The sequence below is a fragment of the Pseudomonas sp. JAI120 genome (assembly GCF_014207255.1).
In the GTDB taxonomy this organism is placed as follows: Bacteria; Pseudomonadota; Gammaproteobacteria; order Pseudomonadales; family Pseudomonadaceae; genus Aquipseudomonas.
The window spans coordinates 123,178-141,849 of the sequence record NZ_JACHCZ010000002.1; the positions used below are offsets into that span (position 1 = coordinate 123,178).

The following is an 18,672-nucleotide window of genomic DNA, read 5'->3' on the forward strand; positions in this document are numbered from 1 at the left end:
TCCAGACAGATCCAAATGTGGGAGGGGGCTTGCCCCCGATAGCGGAGCATCAGTCATACACATGTCGACTGATATACCGCTATCGGGGGCAAGCCCCCCTCCCACACTGGACCTTCAGCGCATCCGACGGATCAAGCCCCCTGGCGCTTGTCCTCGACCTTCCACTTGCCACCGTCGTAGAACGCTTTCCAGCCGGTAGGCTTGCCGTCCACTTCGGTCTGCACGTACTGCTCCTTGGTCTTGCGGCTATAGCGGATCACGGCTGGGCGACCATCCGGGTCCTTCTTTGGCGCTTCACACAGGAAGTGGTACTTCGGATCGATCTCGTCCTTGTGCGGCACGATCTCCAGCACCAACGGCGCTCGGGTCTCGCGGTTTTTCGGGAACTGGCTGGCCGCCAGGAACAACCCCGAAGCACCGTCACGCAGGATGTAGGTGTCGTTGACCTTCTCGCACTTGAGTTCCGGCATCTTCACCGGGTCCATCTTGGGCGGGGCCGCGTCACCGCTTTTCAGCAGTTTGCGCGTGTTCTTGCAGGTCGGGTTGGTGCAACCGAAGAACTTGCCGAAGCGGCCGGTCTTGAGCTGCATCTCGCTGCCGCACTTGTCGCATTCCAGGCTCGGGCCTTCGTAGCCCTTGATGCGGTAGCTGCCCTCTTCGATCTCGTAGCCGTCGCAATCCGGGTTGTTACCGCAGATGTGCAACTTGTGCTTCTCGTCCAGCAGGTATGCGTCCATCGCCGTGCTGCAGATCGGGCAACGGTGCTTGCCACGCAGTACCAACGACTCGGATTCACCCTCGTCGTCTGCCGCAATTTCATCGCCCGGCACCAGGTTGACTGTCGCCTTGCAGCGCTCTTTCGGTGGCAGGCTGTAGCCCGAGCAACCGAGGAACACGCCAGTGGACGCAGTACGAATCTGCATCGGGCGACCGCAGGTCAAGCATGGGATGTCGGTCATCACCGGCTGGTTGGCACGCATGCCGCTCTCAGGGCTTTCGGCCACTTCGAGTTTTTTCTTGAAGTCGCCGTAGAACTCGTCGAGCACGTTTTTCCAGTCGCGCTCGCCCTGGGCCACGTCATCGAGGTTCTCTTCCATACCGGCGGTAAAGCCGTAATCCATCAGGTTGGAGAAGCTCTCGGACAAGCGTTCGGTGACGATGTCGCCCATCTTTTCCGAATAGAAACGACGGTTGTGCAGCGCGACGTAGCCACGGTCCTGAATGGTGGAGATAATCGCCGCGTAGGTCGAAGGACGACCGATACCGCGTTTCTCCATCTCTTTCACCAGGCTGGCTTCCGAATAACGCGCCGGCGGCTTGGTGAAGTGCTGGGACGGGTCGAGTTTGATCAGCTTCAACGTGTCGCCCTGGGCCATGTCCGGCAGCACATCGTCGTCGCCGGGCTTGGCGATCTGCGGCATCACGCGGGTGTAGCCATCGAACTTGAGGATACGGCCCTTGGCGCGCAGCTCGAAGTCGCCAGCGCCGACGCTGACAGTGGTGGACAGGTATTGCGCCGGTAGCATCTGGCAAGCCAGGAACTGGCGCCAGATCAGCTCGTAGAGGCGCTCAGCGTCGCGTTCCATGCCGCTCAGCTTGCTTGGCTCGGTGTTGGCGTCGGAAGGACGAATCGCTTCGTGAGCCTCCTGGGCGCCTTCTTTGCTGCTGTAGACGTTCGGCTTCTCCGGCAGGTACTTCTTGCCGAATTCGCTTTCAATATAGGTACGCGCCATTGCCACCGCGTCTTGCGACAGGTTGGTGGAGTCGGTACGCATGTAAGTGATGTAGCCGGCTTCGTACAGACGCTGGGCCATCATCATGGTTTTCTTCACACCGAAGCCCAGGCGGTTGCTCGCGGCCTGTTGCAGGGTGGACGTGATGAACGGTGCCGACGGCTTGCTGCTGGTCGGTTTGTCTTCGCGCTTGACGATGCTATAGCTGGAGGCCTTGAGCTTCTCCAGCGCGGCCATGGCCTGGGCTTCGTTAAGCGGCTTGAACGCCTCGCCTTTCTCACGGGCCACTTCGAAGCGCACGTTGGCGCCCTTGGCAGTGCCCAGGTCGGCGTGAACTTCCCAGTATTCCTCGGGGTTGAACGCACGGATCTCACGCTCACGCTCCACCACCAGCTTGACCGCTACCGATTGCACACGGCCGGCGGAGAGGCCACGGGCGATCTTGGCCCACAGCAGCGGCGAGACCATATAACCCACGACGCGGTCGAGGAAACGGCGGGCCTGCTGGGCGTTGACACGGTCGATATCCAGCTCGCCCGGCTTGGAGAAGGCTTCCTGGATGGCTTTCTTGGTGATTTCGTTGAACACCACACGCTTGTAGCGGCTGTCATCACCGCCGATGGCTTCCCGCAGGTGCCAGGCAATGGCTTCCCCTTCGCGGTCCAAGTCCGTTGCGAGATAGATGGTGTCGGCATCTTTGGCGAGCCGGCGCAGCTCTTCGATGACCTTTTCCTTGCCCGGAAGGATTTCGTACTTGGCCTTCCAGCCATGATCCGGGTCCACACCCATCCGCGAGACCAGCTGCTTGCGCGCTTTCTCTTTAGGCGTGAGCACCGGACCTTCGCCCGCAGCCGCCTTGCCGCGCTTGGCGGCAGGCTCCTTGCTGGCGCTAGCCGAACCGCTGGTGGGCAGGTCTCGGATATGGCCGATACTCGACTTCACCACGTACTCGTTGCCCAAGTACTTGTTGATGGTCTTGGCCTTAGCCGGGGATTCCACAATGACCAGCGATTTGCCCATGGATCGGAAAATTCCTGAATTCGAGAAGTGAAAGGCAGTTGGCGCCTGACGCGGCAACGCTATATATAGTGGCAACAAGGTGAGGTCAAGCGCAGCATTCTGCGCGACCTGCCGTTATTGCCCTGAAAAAAGGCTGGGTTCGGCCTGGACCAAAGCAAAGCGCGGCACCTGCTCACCGTCAACTTCGACGGTCTCCAGGAACATGCTCACGGGGCGCACCCAAAAGCCGTAATCGCCATACAGTGCTTGGTAGAACACCACTTCCTCTTCGGTCTCGGAATGCCGTGCCACGCTGAAAACGCGGTACTGCGGACCTTTATAATGCTGGTAGAGCCCTGGTTCGACTTTCATGCTCTGGCCCCCTTACAAAATTTGTTAAAAAAAAATATTAAAAATTCCAAAAAACAAAAACCGGGGCACTGGGCCCCGGCTTCCGTCAACTCAACGCTTAGACGCGTTCGAAGACGGTGGAAATGCCTTGGCCGAGACCAATGCACATGGTTGCAACCCCAAGGTTACCGCCATTTTGCTTCATCACGTTCAGCAAAGTGCCGGAAATACGTGCACCGGAGCAACCAAATGGGTGGCCCAGGGCAATCGCACCGCCGTGCAGGTTAACCTTCTCATTCATCTTGTCGAGCACTTTCAGATCTTTCAACACCGGCAGGGCCTGTGCGGCGAAAGCTTCGTTGAGCTCGAAGAAGTCGATATCGGAGATAGTCAGGCCTGCGCGCTTCAAGGCTTTTTGTGTCGCCGGTACTGGACCATAGCCCATGATTGCCGGGTCCACACCCGCCACGGCCATCGAGCGAATCACCGCCAGCGGCTGGATACCCAGGTCCTGGGCACGCTGAGCCGACATCACGATCATGCACGAAGCGCCATCGGTGATTTGCGACGAAGTGCCGGCGGTCACGGTACCGCCCTTCGGATTGAAGGCAGGCTTGAGGGCCGCCAGGCTTTCCAGAGTGGTATCCGGACGAATGGTTTCGTCGTAGTCGAACAGCTTGAGGAAACCGTTCTCGTCGTAGCCGTTCATCGGGATGATTTCATCCTTGAACTTGCCTTCCACGGTCGCCTTGTGGGCGAGCTGGTGGGAACGCACGCCGAACGCGTCCTGGGCTTCACGGGTAATGCCATGCATCTTGCCGAGCATTTCCGCGGTCAGGCCCATCATGCCCGAGGCTTTTGCCGCGTACAGCGACATATGCGGGTTCGGATCGACACCGTGCATCATGCTGACGTGGCCCATGTGCTCCACGCCACCGACGACGAACACGTCACCGTTACCGGTCATGATCGCCTGGGCGGCGGTGTGCAGCGCGCTCATGGACGAGCCACACAGGCGGCTGACGGTCTGGCCGGCAGCCGTGTGCGGGATCTGCGTCATCAGCGACGCCATGCGCGCGATGTTCCAGCCCTGCTCCAGGGTCTGGTTGACGCAGCCCCAGATCACGTCTTCGACTTCGTTCGGGTCGACCTTGACGTTGCGTTCCAGCAGCTTGCTGATCAGGTGCGCCGACATGTCTTCGGCACGGGTGTTGCGGTGCATGCCGCCCTTGGAGCGGCCCATCGGTGTGCGACCGAAGTCGACAATCACCACGTCTCTTGGATTCAAGCTCATAAATATTCTCGCTCTAGTCGTCTGGGCGCTTAACCGAAGAAGCTCTGGCCGTTTTTGGCCATTTCACGCAGCTTCGCGGTCGGGTGGTACAGCGGGCCCAAATCAGCGTATTGATCAGCCAGGGCAACGAACTCGGCCACACCGATCGAGTCGATGTAACGCAGTGCACCACCACGGAATGGAGGGAAACCAATACCGTACACCAGGCCCATATCGGCTTCGGCGGCGGTTTCAACGATGCCGTCTTCCAGGCAACGCACGGTTTCCAGGCACAGGGCGATCATCATCCAGTTGATGATGTCCTCGTCGGACACCTCACGCTGCTCGTAGATGACCGGCGCGAGTACTTCGTGCACCGAAGGGTCGGCCACTTTCTTCTGCTTGCCCTTCTTGTCCGCCTCGTAGGCGTAGAAGCCTTTGCCGTTCTTCTGGCCCAGGCGCTTGGCCTCGTAGAGCGCGTCGATCGCGGAGCGGCGGTCGTCTTTCATGCGGTCCGGGAAGCCTTCAGCCATCACGTCACGACCGTGGTGGCCGGTGTCGATGCCGACCACGTCCATCAGGTACGCCGGGCCCATTGGCCAGCCGAATTTTTCCATGACCTTGTCGATGCGCACGAAGTCCACACCGGCACTCACCAGCTTGGCGAAACCGCCGAAGTACGGGAACAGCACGCGGTTGACCAGGAAGCCTGGGCAGTCGTTGACCACGATCGGGTTCTTGCCCATTTTCTTGGCGTAGGCAACGGTGGTGGCAATCGCCAGCTCGCTGGACTTCTCGCCACGGATCACTTCCACCAGCGGCATCATGTGCACCGGGTTGAAGAAGTGCATGCCGACGAAGTTTTCCGGACGCTTGAGGGCCTTGGCCAGCAGCGAAATGGAAATGGTCGAGGTGTTAGACGCCAGGATGGTGTCGTCTTTAACGTGGCCTTCAACTTCAGCCAGTACCGCCTGCTTGACCTTCGGATTCTCGACAACCGCTTCGACCACCAGGTCGACATGGCCGAAATCGCCGTAGGACAGCGTAGGACGGATGCCGTTAAGCACTTCAGCCATCTTCGCAGCCGTCATGCGACCTTTATCAACGCGGCCAACCAGCAGCTTGGCGGCTTCGGCCAGGCCCTGTTCGATCCCGTGCTCGTTGATGTCCTTCATCAGGATCGGCGTGCCTTTGGACGCCGACTGATAGGCAATACCGCCGCCCATGATACCGGCGCCGAGTACGGCAGCCTGCTTCACGTCCTTGGCGATTTCGTCGTAGGCCTTGGCCTTTTTCTTCAGTTCCTGGTCGTTCAGGAACAGGCCGATCAGGCTCTGGGCCGCCGAGGTCTTGGCCAGTTTGACGAAGCCCGCAGCTTCCACTTCCAGGGCTTTGTCGCGACCGAAGTTCGCGGCCTTCTGGATGGTCTTGATCGCTTCAACCGGCGCCGGGTAGTTCGGGCCGGCCTGGCCAGCGACGAAACCCTTGGCGGTTTCGAACGACATCATTTGTTCGATGGCGTTGAGCTTGAGTTTTTCCAGCTTCGGCTGACGCTTGGCCTTGTAGTCAAATTCGCCGCTGATGGCGCCCTTGATCAGGTTCAGCGCGGCTTCGGCCAGTTTGTCCGGAGCCACCACGGCGTCGACGGCACCGACTTTCAGTGCGTCATCAGCACGGTTTTCCTTACCGGCGGCAATCCACTCGATGGCGTTGTCGGCACCAATGATGCGCGGCAGGCGCACGGTGCCGCCGAAGCCTGGGTAGATGCCCAGTTTGACTTCAGGCAGACCGATTTTGGCAGTGGCCGCCATGACGCGGAAGTCCGCCGCCAGGCACATTTCCAGGCCGCCGCCCAGCGCGATGCCATTGATCGCGGCAACGGTCGGTACGTTGAGGTCTTCGAAATCGCTGAAAATCTTGTTGGCTTCGAGGTTGCCAGCCACCAGCTCGGCATCGGGCAGCTTGAAGTTGTCGACGAATTCGGTGATGTCAGCGCCGACGATGAACACGTCCTTGCCGCTGGAGACGATCACGCCTTTGATCGATGCATCAGCCTTGATGGTGTCTACGGCCTGACGCAGTTCGTTCAGGGTTAGACGGTTGAACTTGTTGACGGACTCACCCTTGAGGTCGAACTTCAGTTCGACGATGCCACTTTCAAGAGCCTTAACCGTGATGGCTTTACCTTCGTAAATCATCAACTGATCTCCACGATATGGAAGCTGAACAGTACACATTGGACGCTGGCCTATGCTTGGACATTGATAATTTCGTCAATGCTCAGGCCAATCCGCCAGGCACACCCGCCAATGCGATAGTCGGGGTTCTGTATGAGCGGTCTGACAGACAAACGCTCAATTCATACGCCCGTTTGATTTGGGTACGCCACCTTCATCCAATTCCGAGCAATTGTCAATCGCTCGAAAGCGCTAGGAAAAACGCGACTTTCCAGTCATTTCAGAACCCCACGGCCAGGCCCGCGATTCGTCAATATTCAACTATTCACGAAATCAATAATGAAAAAGATAGGGGAAACCGCTGTACAGATCGGGATATGCCGCTAGGCTAGCGACAACCGTAACGCGCCTGGATGAACATCCGACGCGGGAAACACAGATTTACCGGCCTGCCTGGCCAACTCCAGCCCGATGATGCTTTCGGGCTTTTTATTGCCTGGCGTTTAACACCGAAGCATCAGGCCAGGGCCTTGAGCAATTTATCAATGGCCAGCAGGTCGCTCGCCTCGCCCTTCTCGCCCCAATAAAGGGCGATCATTTGCTTGTCAGCCTCGACCTTGTAGACATTCGCCGGCAGCGTTGCAAAATGCGGCAACAACTTCTCATCGACACACACTTCGCGCCACTGATTGACCCACACGCCCGGCTCCAGTTGCCAGTAACTCCAAACGGCCGGCGTGCTGCCGCGTCGAGGCCGACAGTACTGCGCGCACGGGCTCGGCGGCTCTTGCTTGAGCCAGTGCGGCCACTCCTGGGGCGCCAGTTGCATGGCCAGGCCGATGCGGCGTGCCTCCATGCGCAGGGCCATGCGCCCGCTCTGATGGCGCGATGGACGCAGCCATGCCAGAGGGCTCAGAACCACGACAAGGATTGACACCACTATCCAGACCGTCATATGTGTACTCCCGATTTTTCTGATGAGCGGATTTGACCTGACACAACCCTATCCGCTTGAAAGCAGCCATACTGAATCTATTGCAGTCCCCTGGAGGAACGCCCCATGTCCTACGAACATATTCTGGTCGCCGTAGACCTGACCGAAGAGTGCGATCCAGTGATCAAGCGCGCCCGCGCCTTCGCGGTCGCCAGTGGCGCGAAACTGTCCCTGGTGCATATCGTGGAACCCATGGCCATGGCCTTTGGCGGCGACGTGCCCATGGACCTTTCCCAATTGCAGCAACAACAGTTCGACCAGGCCAAGGAGCGCCTTGACCGCTTGATCGTCAAATACCCCGAAGTGACCAAGGAAAATTCCCACCTCACCTACGGCCAGCCCCGCCAGGAAATCCATCACCTGGCCAAGGAACAGCATTGCGACCTGATTGTGGTCGGCAGCCATGGCCGTCACGGTTTGGCGTTGCTGCTGGGCTCTACTGCCAATGATGTGCTGCACGGTGCGCCGTGCGATGTGTTGGCGGTGAAACTGGTTAAAAATACTTAAAGACGCTGAAGACCAAATGTGGGAGGGGCGGTGCGACGATTCGGCTTGACCCCTCCCACATTTGAAGCGCATTTCATATGAAAAAGCCCGGCGCTCATACAAGAGCGCCGGGCTTTTTTATTGCGCAAAAGTCAATCAGGCATCCAACTCAGCCCAACGCTCAACCAGCACTTCCAGCTCCTGGTTCAACGTCTCCAGGGAGGCGATGACCTTGGCGGTTTCCGCCGCGGGACGCAGGTAGAAACCCGCGTCAGCCATTTCCGCTTCTACCGTTGCGATCTGCTGTTCCTTGGCGTCGATATCACCCGGCAAGGCTTCCAGCTCACGCTGCAGCTTGTAGCTGAGTTTCTTCTTGGCGGCCGGTGCAGCTTCCTGGGCCGGTGCAGCAGCTTCCACCGGAGCCACCACAGCGGAGGTCAGGTCGGCCTTGCCGGACTTGCTCTCGGTCACGCCCAACAGGCGCGGCGAGCCGCCCTGGCGCAGCCAGTCCTGGTAACCACCGACGTATTCACGCACCTTGCCTTCACCTTCGAAGACCAGGGTGCTGGTGACTACGTTGTCGAGGAATGCCCGGTCGTGGCTGACCATCAGCACGGTGCCGTTGAAGGTCAGCAGAACCTCTTCCAGCAGCTCGAGGGTTTCCACGTCGAGGTCGTTGGTCGGTTCGTCGAGCACCAGCAGGTTGGCCGGCTTGCTGAACAGCTTGGCCAGCAGCAGGCGCGCACGCTCGCCACCGGACAAGGCTTTCACTGGCGTACGCGCACGCTGCGGGCTGAACAGGAAGTCGCCCAGGTAGCTGAGTACGTGGCGGCTCTGGCCGTCGATGTCGATAAAGTCGCGGCCTTCGGCGACGTTATCGATCACGGTTTTTTCCAGGTCCAACTGATGGCGCAACTGGTCGAAGTAGGCCACGTCGATGCGCGTGCCCTCTTCCACGGTGCCGCTGGTCGGTTTCAGGCCATTGAGCATCAGTTTGAGCAAGGTGGTCTTACCGGTACCGTTGGCGCCCAACAGGCCGATACGGTCGCCGCGCTGCAAGACCATCGAGAAGTCCTTGATCAGGAACGGGCCATCCGGGTGATGGAAGCTGACGTTCTCGAGCACCATGACCTGCTTGCCCGACTTATCGGCGGTATCCAGCTGGATATTGGCCTTGCCGGTGCGCTCGCGACGTTCGCTACGCTCAACGCGCAGGGCCTTGAGGGCACGCACGCGGCCTTCGTTACGGGTGCGGCGCGCCTTGATGCCCTGGCGGATCCAGACTTCTTCCTGGGCCAGTTTCTTGTCGAACAGAGCGTTGGCAGTTTCTTCGGCGGACAGCGCAGCTTCCTTGTGCACCAGGAAGCTGGCGTAGTCGCCGTTCCAGTCGATCAGGCCACCACGGTCCAGTTCAAGAATGCGCGTCGCCAGGTTCTGCAGGAAGGAACGGTCGTGCGTGATGAACAGCACCGCGCCCTGGAAATCCTTGAGGGCTTCTTCCAGCCAGGCGATGGCGCCGATGTCCAGGTGGTTGGTCGGCTCGTCGAGCAGCAGCAGATCCGGCTCGGACACCAGGGCCTGGGCCAGCAGCACACGACGACGCCAGCCGCCGGACAACTCGGCGAGGGTCTTGTCGGCCGGCAATTGCAGGCGGCTCAGGGTGCTGTCGACCAGTTGCTGCAGGCGCCAGCCGTCACGGGCTTCGAGGTCCTGCTGGACATGCATCAGCTTGTCCAGGTCCGCTTCGGTGACGCAGTTCTGCGCCAGGTGATGGTATTGCGCAAGCAACTCACCGACACCGTCCAGGCCTTCGGCAACCACGTCGAACACGGTCCGTCCGTCGGCCACCGGCAATTCCTGCGGCAATTCGCCAATCTTGAGGCCCGGGGCGCGCCATACGGAGCCGTCATCGGGCTTCTGGTCGCCTTTTACCAGCTTCATCATGCTGGACTTGCCGGTGCCGTTGCGACCGATGATGCACACCCGCTCACCACGGGCGATCTGCCAGGACACCTTGTCCAACAACGGCATAGCGCCGAAAGCAAGGGACACATCGCTGAATTTGAGCAGGGTCATACGCTTCTCCAAAAACTGGGCGCGCATTCTACCTGACTTGAGGGGGGGATGCGGCCAGCATTTTCTCTACCGACACGTTCTGTAGGACATTTCCGGCGAACTTGAAGGAAGCCACTGGCAAAGCTTTCGCCGGCCGCTGGCAAAAGGCTAAGCTAGGGGCAATCAGTGTCGGCGGTGCCGGTGCTAGTCGTGATTTCTCTGCACGGACGTCTCATGCGCAGTCGCCTTTTCAACTTTTTATCTTGTCTGCTTCTTTCCGCCACCGCCGTTCAATCCGCCCAGGCCGTGGACCTCACCACCCAACGTCAATATTACGATGAAGCCAAACGCGCCCTGGCCAAGGGCGATACGGGCCCCTACATGCAATACAGCCAGGCCCTGGCCGACTACCCGCTGACGCCCTACCTGGCCTACGACGAACTGACCGCCCGGTTGAAGACCGCCAGCAACGAGGAAATCGAACAATTCCTCGCCAAAAACGGCGACCTGCCCCAGGCCAACTGGATGAAACTGCGTTGGTTGCGCTGGTTGGCCGACCGTGGCGACTGGCAGACCTTTGAAAAGTACTACGACCCCAAGCTCAACTTCGTTGAGCTGGACTGCCTGCATGGCCAGTTCCAGCTGACCCACAACTTGAAGGCTGAAGGCTACAAAACCACCGAAAAACTCTGGATGACCGGCAAATCCCAGCCGGCCGCCTGTGATGCCACCTTCGGCCAGTGGGCCGCCGACGGCCAACTCACCGAACAAAAAATCTGGGACCGCGCCAAACTCGCCGCTGAAGCACGCAACTACGCGCTGGCCAACAGCCTGGTAAAAACCCTGCCGACCCTGGGTACCCAGGGCCGCCTGATGGTGGACGTCGCGCAAAAGCCCGGCATGCTCAGCGACCCGTCGCGCTTCCTGCCGGCCACGGAGGCGATGTCTGACGCGGTTGGCCTGGGCCTGCGCCGCCTGGCACGCCAGGACCCGGACAAGGCCATGGCCCTGCTCGACGGTTACGCGAGCAGCATGCACTTCTCCCGTGACGAAAAAGTGGCAATTGCCCGTGAAATCGGCCTGACCCTGGCCAAGCGCTTCGACCCGCGCGCGCTTGAGGTGATGACCAAGTACGACCCCGAGTTGCGCGACAACACCGTGTCCGAATGGCGCCTGCGCCTGCTGTTGCGCCTGGCCCGCTGGGAAGATGCCTACCAACTGACGCGCAAACTCCCGCAGGATTTGGCCACCACCAACCGCTGGCGCTACTGGCAGGCCCGCAGCCTGGAACTGGCCGAGCCGAAAAACCCGCAGGCCCTGGTGCTGTACAAGAACCTGTCACGGGAGCGTGACTTCTACGGCTTCCTCGCAGCAGACCGCTCCAAAGCGCCGTACCAGCTGAACAACAAGCCGTTGGTGATGAGCCAGGCACTGATCAACAAGGTGCGTAACACCCCCGGCGTGCGCCGTGCCCTTGAGTTCTATGCCCGTGGTCAGATAGTGGATGGCCGCCGCGAGTGGTACTACGTCAGCCGCCACTTCAACCGTGACGAAATGGTTGCCCAGGCCAAGCTGGCCTACGACATGAAGTGGTACTTCCCGGCGATCCGCACCATCAGCCAGGCGCAGTACTGGGATGACCTGGACATCCGCTTCCCGATGGCCCACCGCGACACCCTGGTGCGCGAAGCCAAGGTCCGTGGCCTGCATTCCAGCTGGGTATTCGCCATCACCCGCCAGGAAAGTGCCTTCATGGACGACGCGCGCTCCGGCGTCGGCGCCAGCGGTCTGATGCAACTGATGCCCGGAACCGCCAAGGACACCGCGCGCAAGTTCAGCATCCCCCTGGCCTCCCCCGCCCAGGTGCTGGACCCGGACAAAAACATCCAGCTCGGCGCCGCTTACCTGAGCCAGGTGCACAGCCAGTTCAACGGCAACCGCGTCCTCGCCTCCGCCGCCTACAACGCCGGCCCCGGCCGCGTGCGCCAATGGCTGCGCGGCGCCGACCACCTGAGTTTCGACGTATGGGTGGAAAGCATCCCGTTCGACGAAACCCGCCAGTATGTGCAGAACGTGCTGTCTTATTCAGTGATCTACGGGCAGAAGCTCAACTCGCCACAGCCGTTGGTGGATTGGCATGAGCGGTACTTTGATGATCAATAAGGTTTGAAGCAGAAATGAAAATGCCCGCATTGAGAGATGCGGGCATTTTTTATGGGCACCAATATTCAGTGTTCGAGACTTTCCTCAACCCCATCACTGAACTGCAACGCCGCCAACCGCGCATACAGTGGGTTGCTCGCAATCAGCTGCTGGTGCGTCCCCACCGCCACCAGCTTGCCCTGGTCCATTACTGCAATCCGGTCCGCATGCTTCACGGTCGCCAAACGGTGGGCGATGACCAGCGTGGTGCGCCCTTGCATCAACTGCGGCAACGCTTGCTGGATCAGGTGTTCACTCTGGGCATCCAGGGCGCTGGTGGCTTCGTCCAGCAGCAGGATCGGCGCGTCTACCAACAACGCGCGGGCAATCGCCAGGCGTTGGCGTTGGCCGCCGGAGAGGCCCATGCCGCCGTCGCCGAGGTGGGTCTGATAGCCATCGGGCATTTGCAGGATGAAATCGTGGGCGTGGGCAATACGGGCGGCGGCTTCGACTTGCTCGCGAGTGGCCGTCGGGTTGCCGTAGCGGATGTTCTCCTCAACGCTGCCGAAAAACAGCGCCGGGCTCTGAGACACCAGGGCGAAGTGGCGGCGCAGGTCCAGGGGATCGAGATCGGTCAACGCCTGGCCTTCCAGCAGGATGCGGCCTTGCTGCGGATCGTAGAAGCGCAGCAACAGGTCAAAAATCGTCGACTTGCCCGCGCCGGACGGGCCCACCAGCGCCAGGGTTTCGCCAGGGTTGATGGTCAGGCTCAAGCCGTCGATGGCATAGCTGTCCGGCCGTGAAGGGTAGGAAAAGCGCAGGTCCTGCAGCTCCATGCGACCGCTGACACGCTCCGGCAACTGCACTTTGCCCGTGGCCGGCGCCTGGATCTCGTTGCTCGACTGCAACAGCTCACCAATGCGCTCCGCCGCACCGGCGGCACGTTGCAATTCACCGAGGACTTCGCTGAGGGTACCGACGGCGCTGCCGACGATCAGGCTGTAGAACACAAATGCGGCCAGCTCACCGCCGGAAATGCGCCCGCTGATCACGTCCATGCCGCCGACCCAGAGCATCACGCCCACCGCACCCAGCACCAGCATGATCACCAGGGTGATCAACCAGGCGCGCTGCGCGATGCGTTTGCGTGCGGTGGAGAACGCCTCTTCCACGGTCACGGCAAAGCGCTGCTCGTCCTGCACCTGATGGTTATAGGCCTGCACGGTCTTGATCTGGCCGAGGGTCTCGGACACGTAGCTGCCCACATCGGCAATACGGTCCTGGCTCAGGCGCGACAAGCTGCGTACACGACGACCGAAGATCAGGATCGGCGCCAGTACCAACGGCAGCGCCACCACCACGATGCTGGTGAGCTTGGGGTTAGTGATGAACAACAGCACGATGCCGCCGATCACCATCAAGGCATTACGCAGGAACAGCGACAGCGACGAGCCGATCACCGATTGCAGCAAGGTGGTGTCGGTGGTCAGCCGTGATTGGATTTCCGAGCTGCGGTTGTTTTCGTAGAAACCCGGGTGCAGGTAGATCAGGTGGTTGAAGACCTGCCGGCGAATGTCCGCCACCACCCGCTCACCGATCCACGACACCAGGTAAAACCGCGCAAACGTGCCCACGGCCAAGCCCAGCACCAACACCATGAACAGGCCGATGGATTGGTTGAGCAGGTGCGGCGACTGTGTCATGAAGCCCTGGTCCACCAGCAGGCGAATGCCCTGGCCCATGGATAAGGTGATGCCGGCGGTGACGATAAGCGCCATCAGGGCACCCAGTGCCTGCCAGCGATAGGGCGCGATAAAGCGACTGGCCAGACGAATCGCGCGGCGTTGACGGACTGAGAACATGAGGGGCATCACCTGATCGGAAAGGGTTGGTACCTGCCTGCTTACATGGGGGGAACTTGGGCGAATAACAATGAGTCAGGTTAATTATGCCCACCGATGCTGACCCCTAGAGGCTATCGGTCTAACGCCCGGCTGGAAATCCTTAGCGGTTTCTGGTGGACTGGATGTTCGAACTGGTGATCTCGTAAGGAGTTGTAACAGCGCGGTCACTCGGGGGTTATACAGTAGGTACACAACCTGATGAGGAGACAGGCCATGACCTTGCAAAATAGCAGCGATGCCAAAATTGAAGTAATCCGCCAGCCACAGCAGTTGCCTTGCTCCGTGATCGACGCCCAGGGCCGCGAAGTGCAGATTACCGAAGAGATGATCCAGCAAGCGTGCCGCGAGCTGGAACAGCGACTGGTCAAGCCTGCCCAGCAAGGCTGAAGCGCCCACGCTCTTTCAAACCCGGCCCAGGTGGCCGGGTTTTTTATTCGGTGTTTAAACGGTTGCCGCGCCCAATGCGGACACGATGCTCGCCAACACCGCCGACTCCCCATTCACAATGCGCACCTTCAAGCCATCGATTTCACGACGCTCCGGATAATGCTTGCGCAGCAAATCGAACGCCTTGCGTTGTTCTTCGACGGTACCCACCAGGCTACGGCGGAAATCCGCATCATCACGGCGCGGGTCGTACACGCTGCGGCACAACGTCGCGAGTGCCCAGGCCGGGTCGGTCGATGCGTTCAAATGCACTTCGGCCAGCCACGGTTGCGGCAACAAGTCGCTCAACTGAATGCTCTGCTCCTGGCCCAGGTACGCGCAGAACGCCTGATAGATCTGCGCCGTACCGCGCTGCTTGCCGTCAAGGCTATAACCGGCAATGTGCGGGGTGGCCAACACACACAGGTCGGCGAGGTCGACGTCCACCTCGGGCTCGCCTTCCCACACGTCCAGCACCGCTTGCAGGTCTTCACGCGCAAGCAGCACGTCGCGCAGGGCGGCGTTGTCGACCACCGGGCCACGGCTGGCATTGATCAGCCAGGTGCCGGGCTTGAGGCGGCTGAGCCGCTCGCGATCAAACAGGTGCCAGGTGGAACCGTTGCCGGACTTGGTCAACGGCGTGTGCAGGCTGATCACATCGCATTGCTCGATGATCTGCTCAAGGCTGACGTAGTCGCCGTCTTCGGCGATCTGTCGCGGCGGGTCGCAGACCAGCACGTTCCAGCCCAGGCCCTTGAGCACTTCGATCAGTCGCCCGCCCACTTCACCGGCGCCGACGACGCCATAGGTACGCTGATTGAGGTCGGCGCCTTCGATCTCGGCCAGGGTTTGCAGGCTGCCCAGCACATAGTCCACCACGCCACGGGCATTGCAGCCGGGGGCGCTGGACCACTGGATACCGGCCTGCTTGAAGTAATCGAGGTCGAGGTGGTCGGTGCCGATGGTGCAGGTGCCGACAAAACGCACCTTCGTGCCGTCCAGCAGGGCGCGGTTGACGTTGGTCACCGAGCGCACCAGCAGTACATCGGCCTGTTCGACGGTGGCACGGTCGATGGAACGGCCGGACACTCGGCGAATCTCGCCAAATCCTTGGAAGAACTCATCGAGCAGCGGAATATTTTCGTCGGCAACAATCAGCATGGCAGGCTCCTTTGGCGGATCAGCAGTGTACAGGGATGCGATCTTCAATGTGGGAGGGGCGGTGGCACGACAGCTCGCTTACAAATCGCTAACACAGGTTTTTTCCTGACCATTACGTCAAGGCGTAGAATCCGCCGGCCTTGCGCCCTTCTCTATTGGACACCCGTACGTGAACACTGCCACTGCCCCCCTTACCCGCCCCGCCCGCATCAGCCGGGAAGTGGGTGGCCTGATGACGCTCGCACTGCCGATCATGATCGGCCAACTGGCAACCACCTTCATGAGCTTTGTCGACGCGGTGATGGCCGGCCGCGTCAGCCCCCAGGACCTGGCGGCGGTGGGTCTGGGCAACTCGATCTGGATTCCGGTGTACCTGCTGATGACCGGTACGCTGTTGGCCACCACGCCGAAAGTCGCCCAACGCTACGGTGCGGGCCACTATGGTGAAATCGGGCCGTTGGTGCGTCAGTCATTGTGGCTGGCCGTGGTGGTCGGCATCATCGGCTCGCTGCTGCTGCTCTGCGCCGAGCCGATCCTGCATGCCATGAAGGTTGAACCCGAGCTTATCGCCCCCACCATGGGCTACCTGCATGGCATCGCCGCAGGGATGCCGGCCGTTGCCCTGTATTACGTGCTGCGCTGTTTCAGCGACGGCCTGGGCCGCACCCTGCCCAGCATGGCCATGGGCCTGTGCGGGTTGGCGCTGAATGTCCCGCTCAACTACATCTTCATCTACGGTCACCTGGGCTTACCGGCCATGGGCGGCGTGGGCTGCGGCTGGGCCACGGCGATTGCGATGTGGGTGATGATGCTCGGCATGGCCGCCTGGACCCGCTGGGGGGCGGCCTACCAGAGCAGTGAACTGTTCAAGCGCTTCGACTGGCCGCAGTGGTCGGTAATCAAGCGCGTATTGGGAATTGGCCTGCCGATTGGCATCGCGATCTTTGCCGAATCGAGCATCTTTGCCGTCATCGCCCTGCTGCTCGGCAGCCTGGGCGCCACGGTCGTGTCGGGGCACCAGATCGCGCTGAACGTCAGCTCATTGGTGTTCATGATCCCCTATTCCTTGAGCATGGCCGTCACCGTGCGCGTCGGCCAGGCCCTGGGGCGTGGCGAGGCGCGGGAAGCGCGTTTTGCCGCCGGGGTCGGCATGGGCACGGCGCTGGCGTACGCCTGCCTGTCCTGCAGCCTGATGCTGGTGTTTCGCGAGCAGATTGCGGCGATCTACACCCCGGACCCCATCGTCATTCACCTGGCATCGACGCTGATCGTGTTTTCAGCGCTGTTCCAGTTCAGTGACTCGATTCAGGTCACCGCTGCCGGCGCCCTGCGTGGCTACCAGGACACCCGCGTCACCATGGTGCTGACCCTGTTTGCCTACTGGGGCGTGGGGCTGCCGGTGGGTTACGCCCTGGGGCTGACTCACTGGCTGGGCGAACCCAGCGGCCCGAGCGGTTTGTGGCAAGGGCTGATCGTGGGGTTGAGCTGTGCGGCGGGGATGCTGCTGGTGCGCCTGGCGCGCAGTGCACGCCGGCGCATTCGCCTGGAGAAGGCGCGGGGTTAATCGGCCTTTTTGCGGATCCAGTACAAGTACGTACCGGCCTGCTCCTGCTGATCCACCAGTTCATGGTCAAGGAACACGCAGAACTTGGGAATATCGCGGCGCGTTGACGGGTCGGTCGCGATCACCTTGAGCAAGCCGCCGGGCGGCAGGTCGCGGATGTGCTGGTGCAGCATCATCACCGGCTCAGGGCAGTTGAGGCCCGTTGCGTCGAGGGTGCCATCAACGGCGGTGTGGAAAATATCGCTCATTGTCTACTCCTGAAACCGGCGCTCAGTTTAGCGGGCCTTGGTTTTCTTCACATCCACCAGCCGACGCAGGTGGCAGGTCACTTCTTCACGGTCGTGATACAGCTGTTTGCAGCCGATCTCCACCCGAATGCCGCGCGCCTTGAAACCGTCCTCGATACGTTCCAGCAGGCGCTTGACCTCGGCGTAACGCTGTTTCATCGGCAACTTCAGGTTCACCACCGCCTCGCGGCAATACCCTTCGCCAATCCAGGTCTCAAGCAGCGCCGCATTGCGCGCCGGCTTTTCGACGATGTCGCACACCATCCAGTCCACCGGCTGCTTGGGCACGAAGGTAAAGCCGTCGGCCATCAGGTGCTGCACCAGGCCGGTGTCCATCAGGCTTTCGGCCATGGGGCCGTTGTCGATGGCGGTCACCAGCATGCCACGGTTGACCAGTTGCCAGGTCCAGCCACCAGGGGCCGCACCCAGATCGACGCCGGTCATGTCGCCATGCAGGCGCTCGTCCCATTGGTCGCGGGGGATAAAGTGGTGCCAGGCCTCTTCCAGCTTCAGGGTCGAGCGGCTGGGCGCGTCCCGGGGGAATTTCAACCGCGGGATGCCCATCGGCCACATCGCCGAGTTATTCGACTCGGCCAGGCCCATGAACACTTCGCGGCCGCTTTTGAAGGTCAGCAGCAGGCGCGGCTTGCTCGGGTCGTCCACCAGCTTGCCGGCGTTCAACAAGGCTTTGCGCAGGTGCACTTCGAATTTCTTGCAGAAGTTCGAGAGTTCCTTGCCGTCATTGGTGTCGACCATCTCCAGCCACAGGCTGCCGCACACCGGGAATTCACGCAGGTGAGCGAGGATCACGCTGATACGGTCGGTTTCCGGCAGGTCGATAAACACCCCGCGCGCCCACTGCCGCGGGAAGATCAGCTCGGCAAAACGCTGGCCGTGCATCAGGCGCTGGGCGCCGTCTTCTTCGGTGCAGACAAATTCGGCGCAGGCGCTGCCGGTCTTGGCCTTGGCGTAGCCGGAAACGTTCAGGCGCGCGGCGTGTTCCGCGATCTCGGAACAGACTTCGCCCTCAAACCCCGGGCGGCAGTGCATAAAAAGGGTGTTCATCGACTCTCCTGGTGACTCAACTGACGTCGCGCTATCGCAATGCCTGTCATGAAAA

General features: G+C 60.8%; 14 protein-coding genes. 4 read left to right on the forward strand and 10 right to left on the reverse strand.

Annotated elements, in window-relative coordinates:
• Nucleotides 1-131: 131 nt before the first annotated feature.
• From topA to HDC32_RS12460, 5 genes are all read right to left on the reverse strand, one after another.
• On the reverse strand, nt 132-2,753 hold the full coding sequence (gene topA / locus HDC32_RS12440; RefSeq protein WP_027604240.1) for a type I DNA topoisomerase: 2,622 nt from the start codon (nt 2,751-2,753) through the stop codon (nt 132-134).
• Nucleotides 2,754-2,867: 114 nt separating this feature from the next.
• A complete protein-coding gene (locus tag HDC32_RS12445; protein ID WP_184744245.1) occupies nt 2,868-3,104 on the reverse strand; it encodes a DUF1653 domain-containing protein in 237 nt (78 codons plus the stop codon).
• A 97-nt stretch (nt 3,105-3,201) separates the two neighbouring features.
• A complete protein-coding gene (fadA, locus tag HDC32_RS12450) occupies nt 3,202-4,377 on the reverse strand; it encodes an acetyl-CoA C-acyltransferase FadA (protein WP_026136849.1) in 1,176 nt (391 codons plus the stop codon).
• Between the two features lie 29 nt (nt 4,378-4,406).
• Complete coding sequence (gene fadB / locus HDC32_RS12455; RefSeq protein WP_131698938.1) at nt 4,407-6,554, reverse strand: fatty acid oxidation complex subunit alpha FadB; 2,148 nt, start codon at nt 6,552-6,554, stop codon at nt 4,407-4,409.
• Between the two features lie 496 nt (nt 6,555-7,050).
• Nucleotides 7,051-7,488 (reverse strand): hypothetical protein, encoded by a 438-nt coding sequence (locus HDC32_RS12460; protein WP_131698937.1) that lies wholly within the window; start codon nt 7,486-7,488, stop codon nt 7,051-7,053.
• 105 nt (nt 7,489-7,593) lie between these two features.
• On the opposite strand from HDC32_RS12460, the gene HDC32_RS12465 reads away from it, so the two are divergent.
• A complete protein-coding gene (locus tag HDC32_RS12465; protein WP_131698936.1) occupies nt 7,594-8,034 on the forward strand; it encodes a universal stress protein in 441 nt (146 codons plus the stop codon).
• A gap of 135 nt (nt 8,035-8,169) precedes the next feature.
• On the opposite strand, the gene HDC32_RS12470 is transcribed toward HDC32_RS12465, so the two are convergent.
• Nucleotides 8,170-10,089: an ATP-binding cassette domain-containing protein gene (locus HDC32_RS12470; RefSeq protein ID WP_131698935.1), complete on the reverse strand. Its 1,920-nt coding sequence runs from the start codon at nt 10,087-10,089 to the stop codon at nt 8,170-8,172.
• 213 nt (nt 10,090-10,302) lie between these two features.
• Here HDC32_RS12470 and HDC32_RS12475 point away from each other — a divergent pair, with 213 nt between their 5' ends.
• Nucleotides 10,303-12,231: a transglycosylase SLT domain-containing protein gene (locus HDC32_RS12475; protein WP_131698934.1), complete on the forward strand. Its 1,929-nt coding sequence runs from the start codon at nt 10,303-10,305 to the stop codon at nt 12,229-12,231.
• A gap of 65 nt (nt 12,232-12,296) precedes the next feature.
• Here the strand turns inward: HDC32_RS12475 and HDC32_RS12480 are convergent, their stop codons facing one another.
• Entirely contained in the window at nt 12,297-14,081 is a 1,785-nt protein-coding gene (locus HDC32_RS12480; RefSeq protein ID WP_184744247.1) for an ABC transporter transmembrane domain-containing protein, read from the reverse strand.
• Between the two features lie 246 nt (nt 14,082-14,327).
• Between HDC32_RS12480 and HDC32_RS12485 the strand changes: the two genes are divergently transcribed.
• Nucleotides 14,328-14,501 carry a PA1571 family protein gene (locus HDC32_RS12485; protein WP_053136589.1) on the forward strand — a complete coding sequence of 58 codons (174 nt, stop codon included), beginning with the start codon at nt 14,328-14,330 and terminating at the stop codon, nt 14,499-14,501.
• A gap of 54 nt (nt 14,502-14,555) precedes the next feature.
• Here the strand turns inward: HDC32_RS12485 and pdxB are convergent, their stop codons facing one another.
• Entirely contained in the window at nt 14,556-15,701 is a 1,146-nt protein-coding gene (gene pdxB / locus HDC32_RS12490; protein WP_145334855.1) for a 4-phosphoerythronate dehydrogenase PdxB, read from the reverse strand.
• Between the two features lie 169 nt (nt 15,702-15,870).
• On the opposite strand from pdxB, the gene HDC32_RS12495 reads away from it, so the two are divergent.
• Nucleotides 15,871-17,265: an MATE family efflux transporter gene (locus tag HDC32_RS12495; RefSeq protein ID WP_090407797.1), complete on the forward strand. Its 1,395-nt coding sequence runs from the start codon at nt 15,871-15,873 to the stop codon at nt 17,263-17,265.
• Here the strand turns inward: HDC32_RS12495 and tusA are convergent.
• Nucleotides 17,262-17,513 (reverse strand): sulfurtransferase TusA, encoded by a 252-nt coding sequence (gene tusA / locus HDC32_RS12500; RefSeq protein ID WP_131698931.1) that lies wholly within the window; start codon nt 17,511-17,513, stop codon nt 17,262-17,264. The two genes, HDC32_RS12495 and tusA, sit on opposite strands and share 4 nt — an antisense overlap.
• Before the next feature lie 27 nt (nt 17,514-17,540).
• Nucleotides 17,541-18,617 carry a 23S rRNA (cytidine(2498)-2'-O)-methyltransferase RlmM gene (gene rlmM / locus HDC32_RS12505; RefSeq protein WP_046490414.1) on the reverse strand — a complete coding sequence of 359 codons (1,077 nt, stop codon included), beginning with the start codon at nt 18,615-18,617 and terminating at the stop codon, nt 17,541-17,543.
• Between the last annotated feature and the right edge of the window lie 55 nt (nt 18,618-18,672).

Excerpts from the sequence above, each read along its gene's own strand:
- topA (WP_027604240.1), bottom strand. The coding sequence starts at position 2,753 with ATGGGCAAATCGCTGGTCATTGTGGAATCCCCGGCTAAGGCCAAGACC.
- HDC32_RS12445 (WP_184744245.1), bottom strand. The coding sequence starts at position 3,104 with ATGAAAGTCGAACCAGGGCTCTACCAGCATTATAAAGGTCCGCAGTAC.
- fadA (WP_026136849.1), bottom strand. The coding sequence starts at position 4,377 with ATGAGCTTGAATCCAAGAGACGTGGTGATTGTCGACTTCGGTCGCACA.
- fadB (WP_131698938.1), bottom strand. The coding sequence starts at position 6,554 with ATGATTTACGAAGGTAAAGCCATCACGGTTAAGGCTCTTGAAAGTGGC.
- HDC32_RS12460 (WP_131698937.1), bottom strand. The coding sequence starts at position 7,488 with ATGACGGTCTGGATAGTGGTGTCAATCCTTGTCGTGGTTCTGAGCCCT.
- HDC32_RS12465 (WP_131698936.1), top strand. The coding sequence starts at position 7,594 with ATGTCCTACGAACATATTCTGGTCGCCGTAGACCTGACCGAAGAGTGC.
- HDC32_RS12470 (WP_131698935.1), bottom strand. The coding sequence starts at position 10,089 with ATGACCCTGCTCAAATTCAGCGATGTGTCCCTTGCTTTCGGCGCTATG.
- HDC32_RS12475 (WP_131698934.1), top strand. The coding sequence starts at position 10,303 with ATGCGCAGTCGCCTTTTCAACTTTTTATCTTGTCTGCTTCTTTCCGCC.
- HDC32_RS12480 (WP_184744247.1), bottom strand. The coding sequence starts at position 14,081 with ATGCCCCTCATGTTCTCAGTCCGTCAACGCCGCGCGATTCGTCTGGCC.
- HDC32_RS12485 (WP_053136589.1), top strand. The coding sequence starts at position 14,328 with ATGACCTTGCAAAATAGCAGCGATGCCAAAATTGAAGTAATCCGCCAG.
- pdxB (WP_145334855.1), bottom strand. The coding sequence starts at position 15,701 with ATGCTGATTGTTGCCGACGAAAATATTCCGCTGCTCGATGAGTTCTTC.
- tusA (WP_131698931.1), bottom strand. The coding sequence starts at position 17,513 with ATGAGCGATATTTTCCACACCGCCGTTGATGGCACCCTCGACGCAACG.
- rlmM (WP_046490414.1), bottom strand. The coding sequence starts at position 18,617 with ATGAACACCCTTTTTATGCACTGCCGCCCGGGGTTTGAGGGCGAAGTC.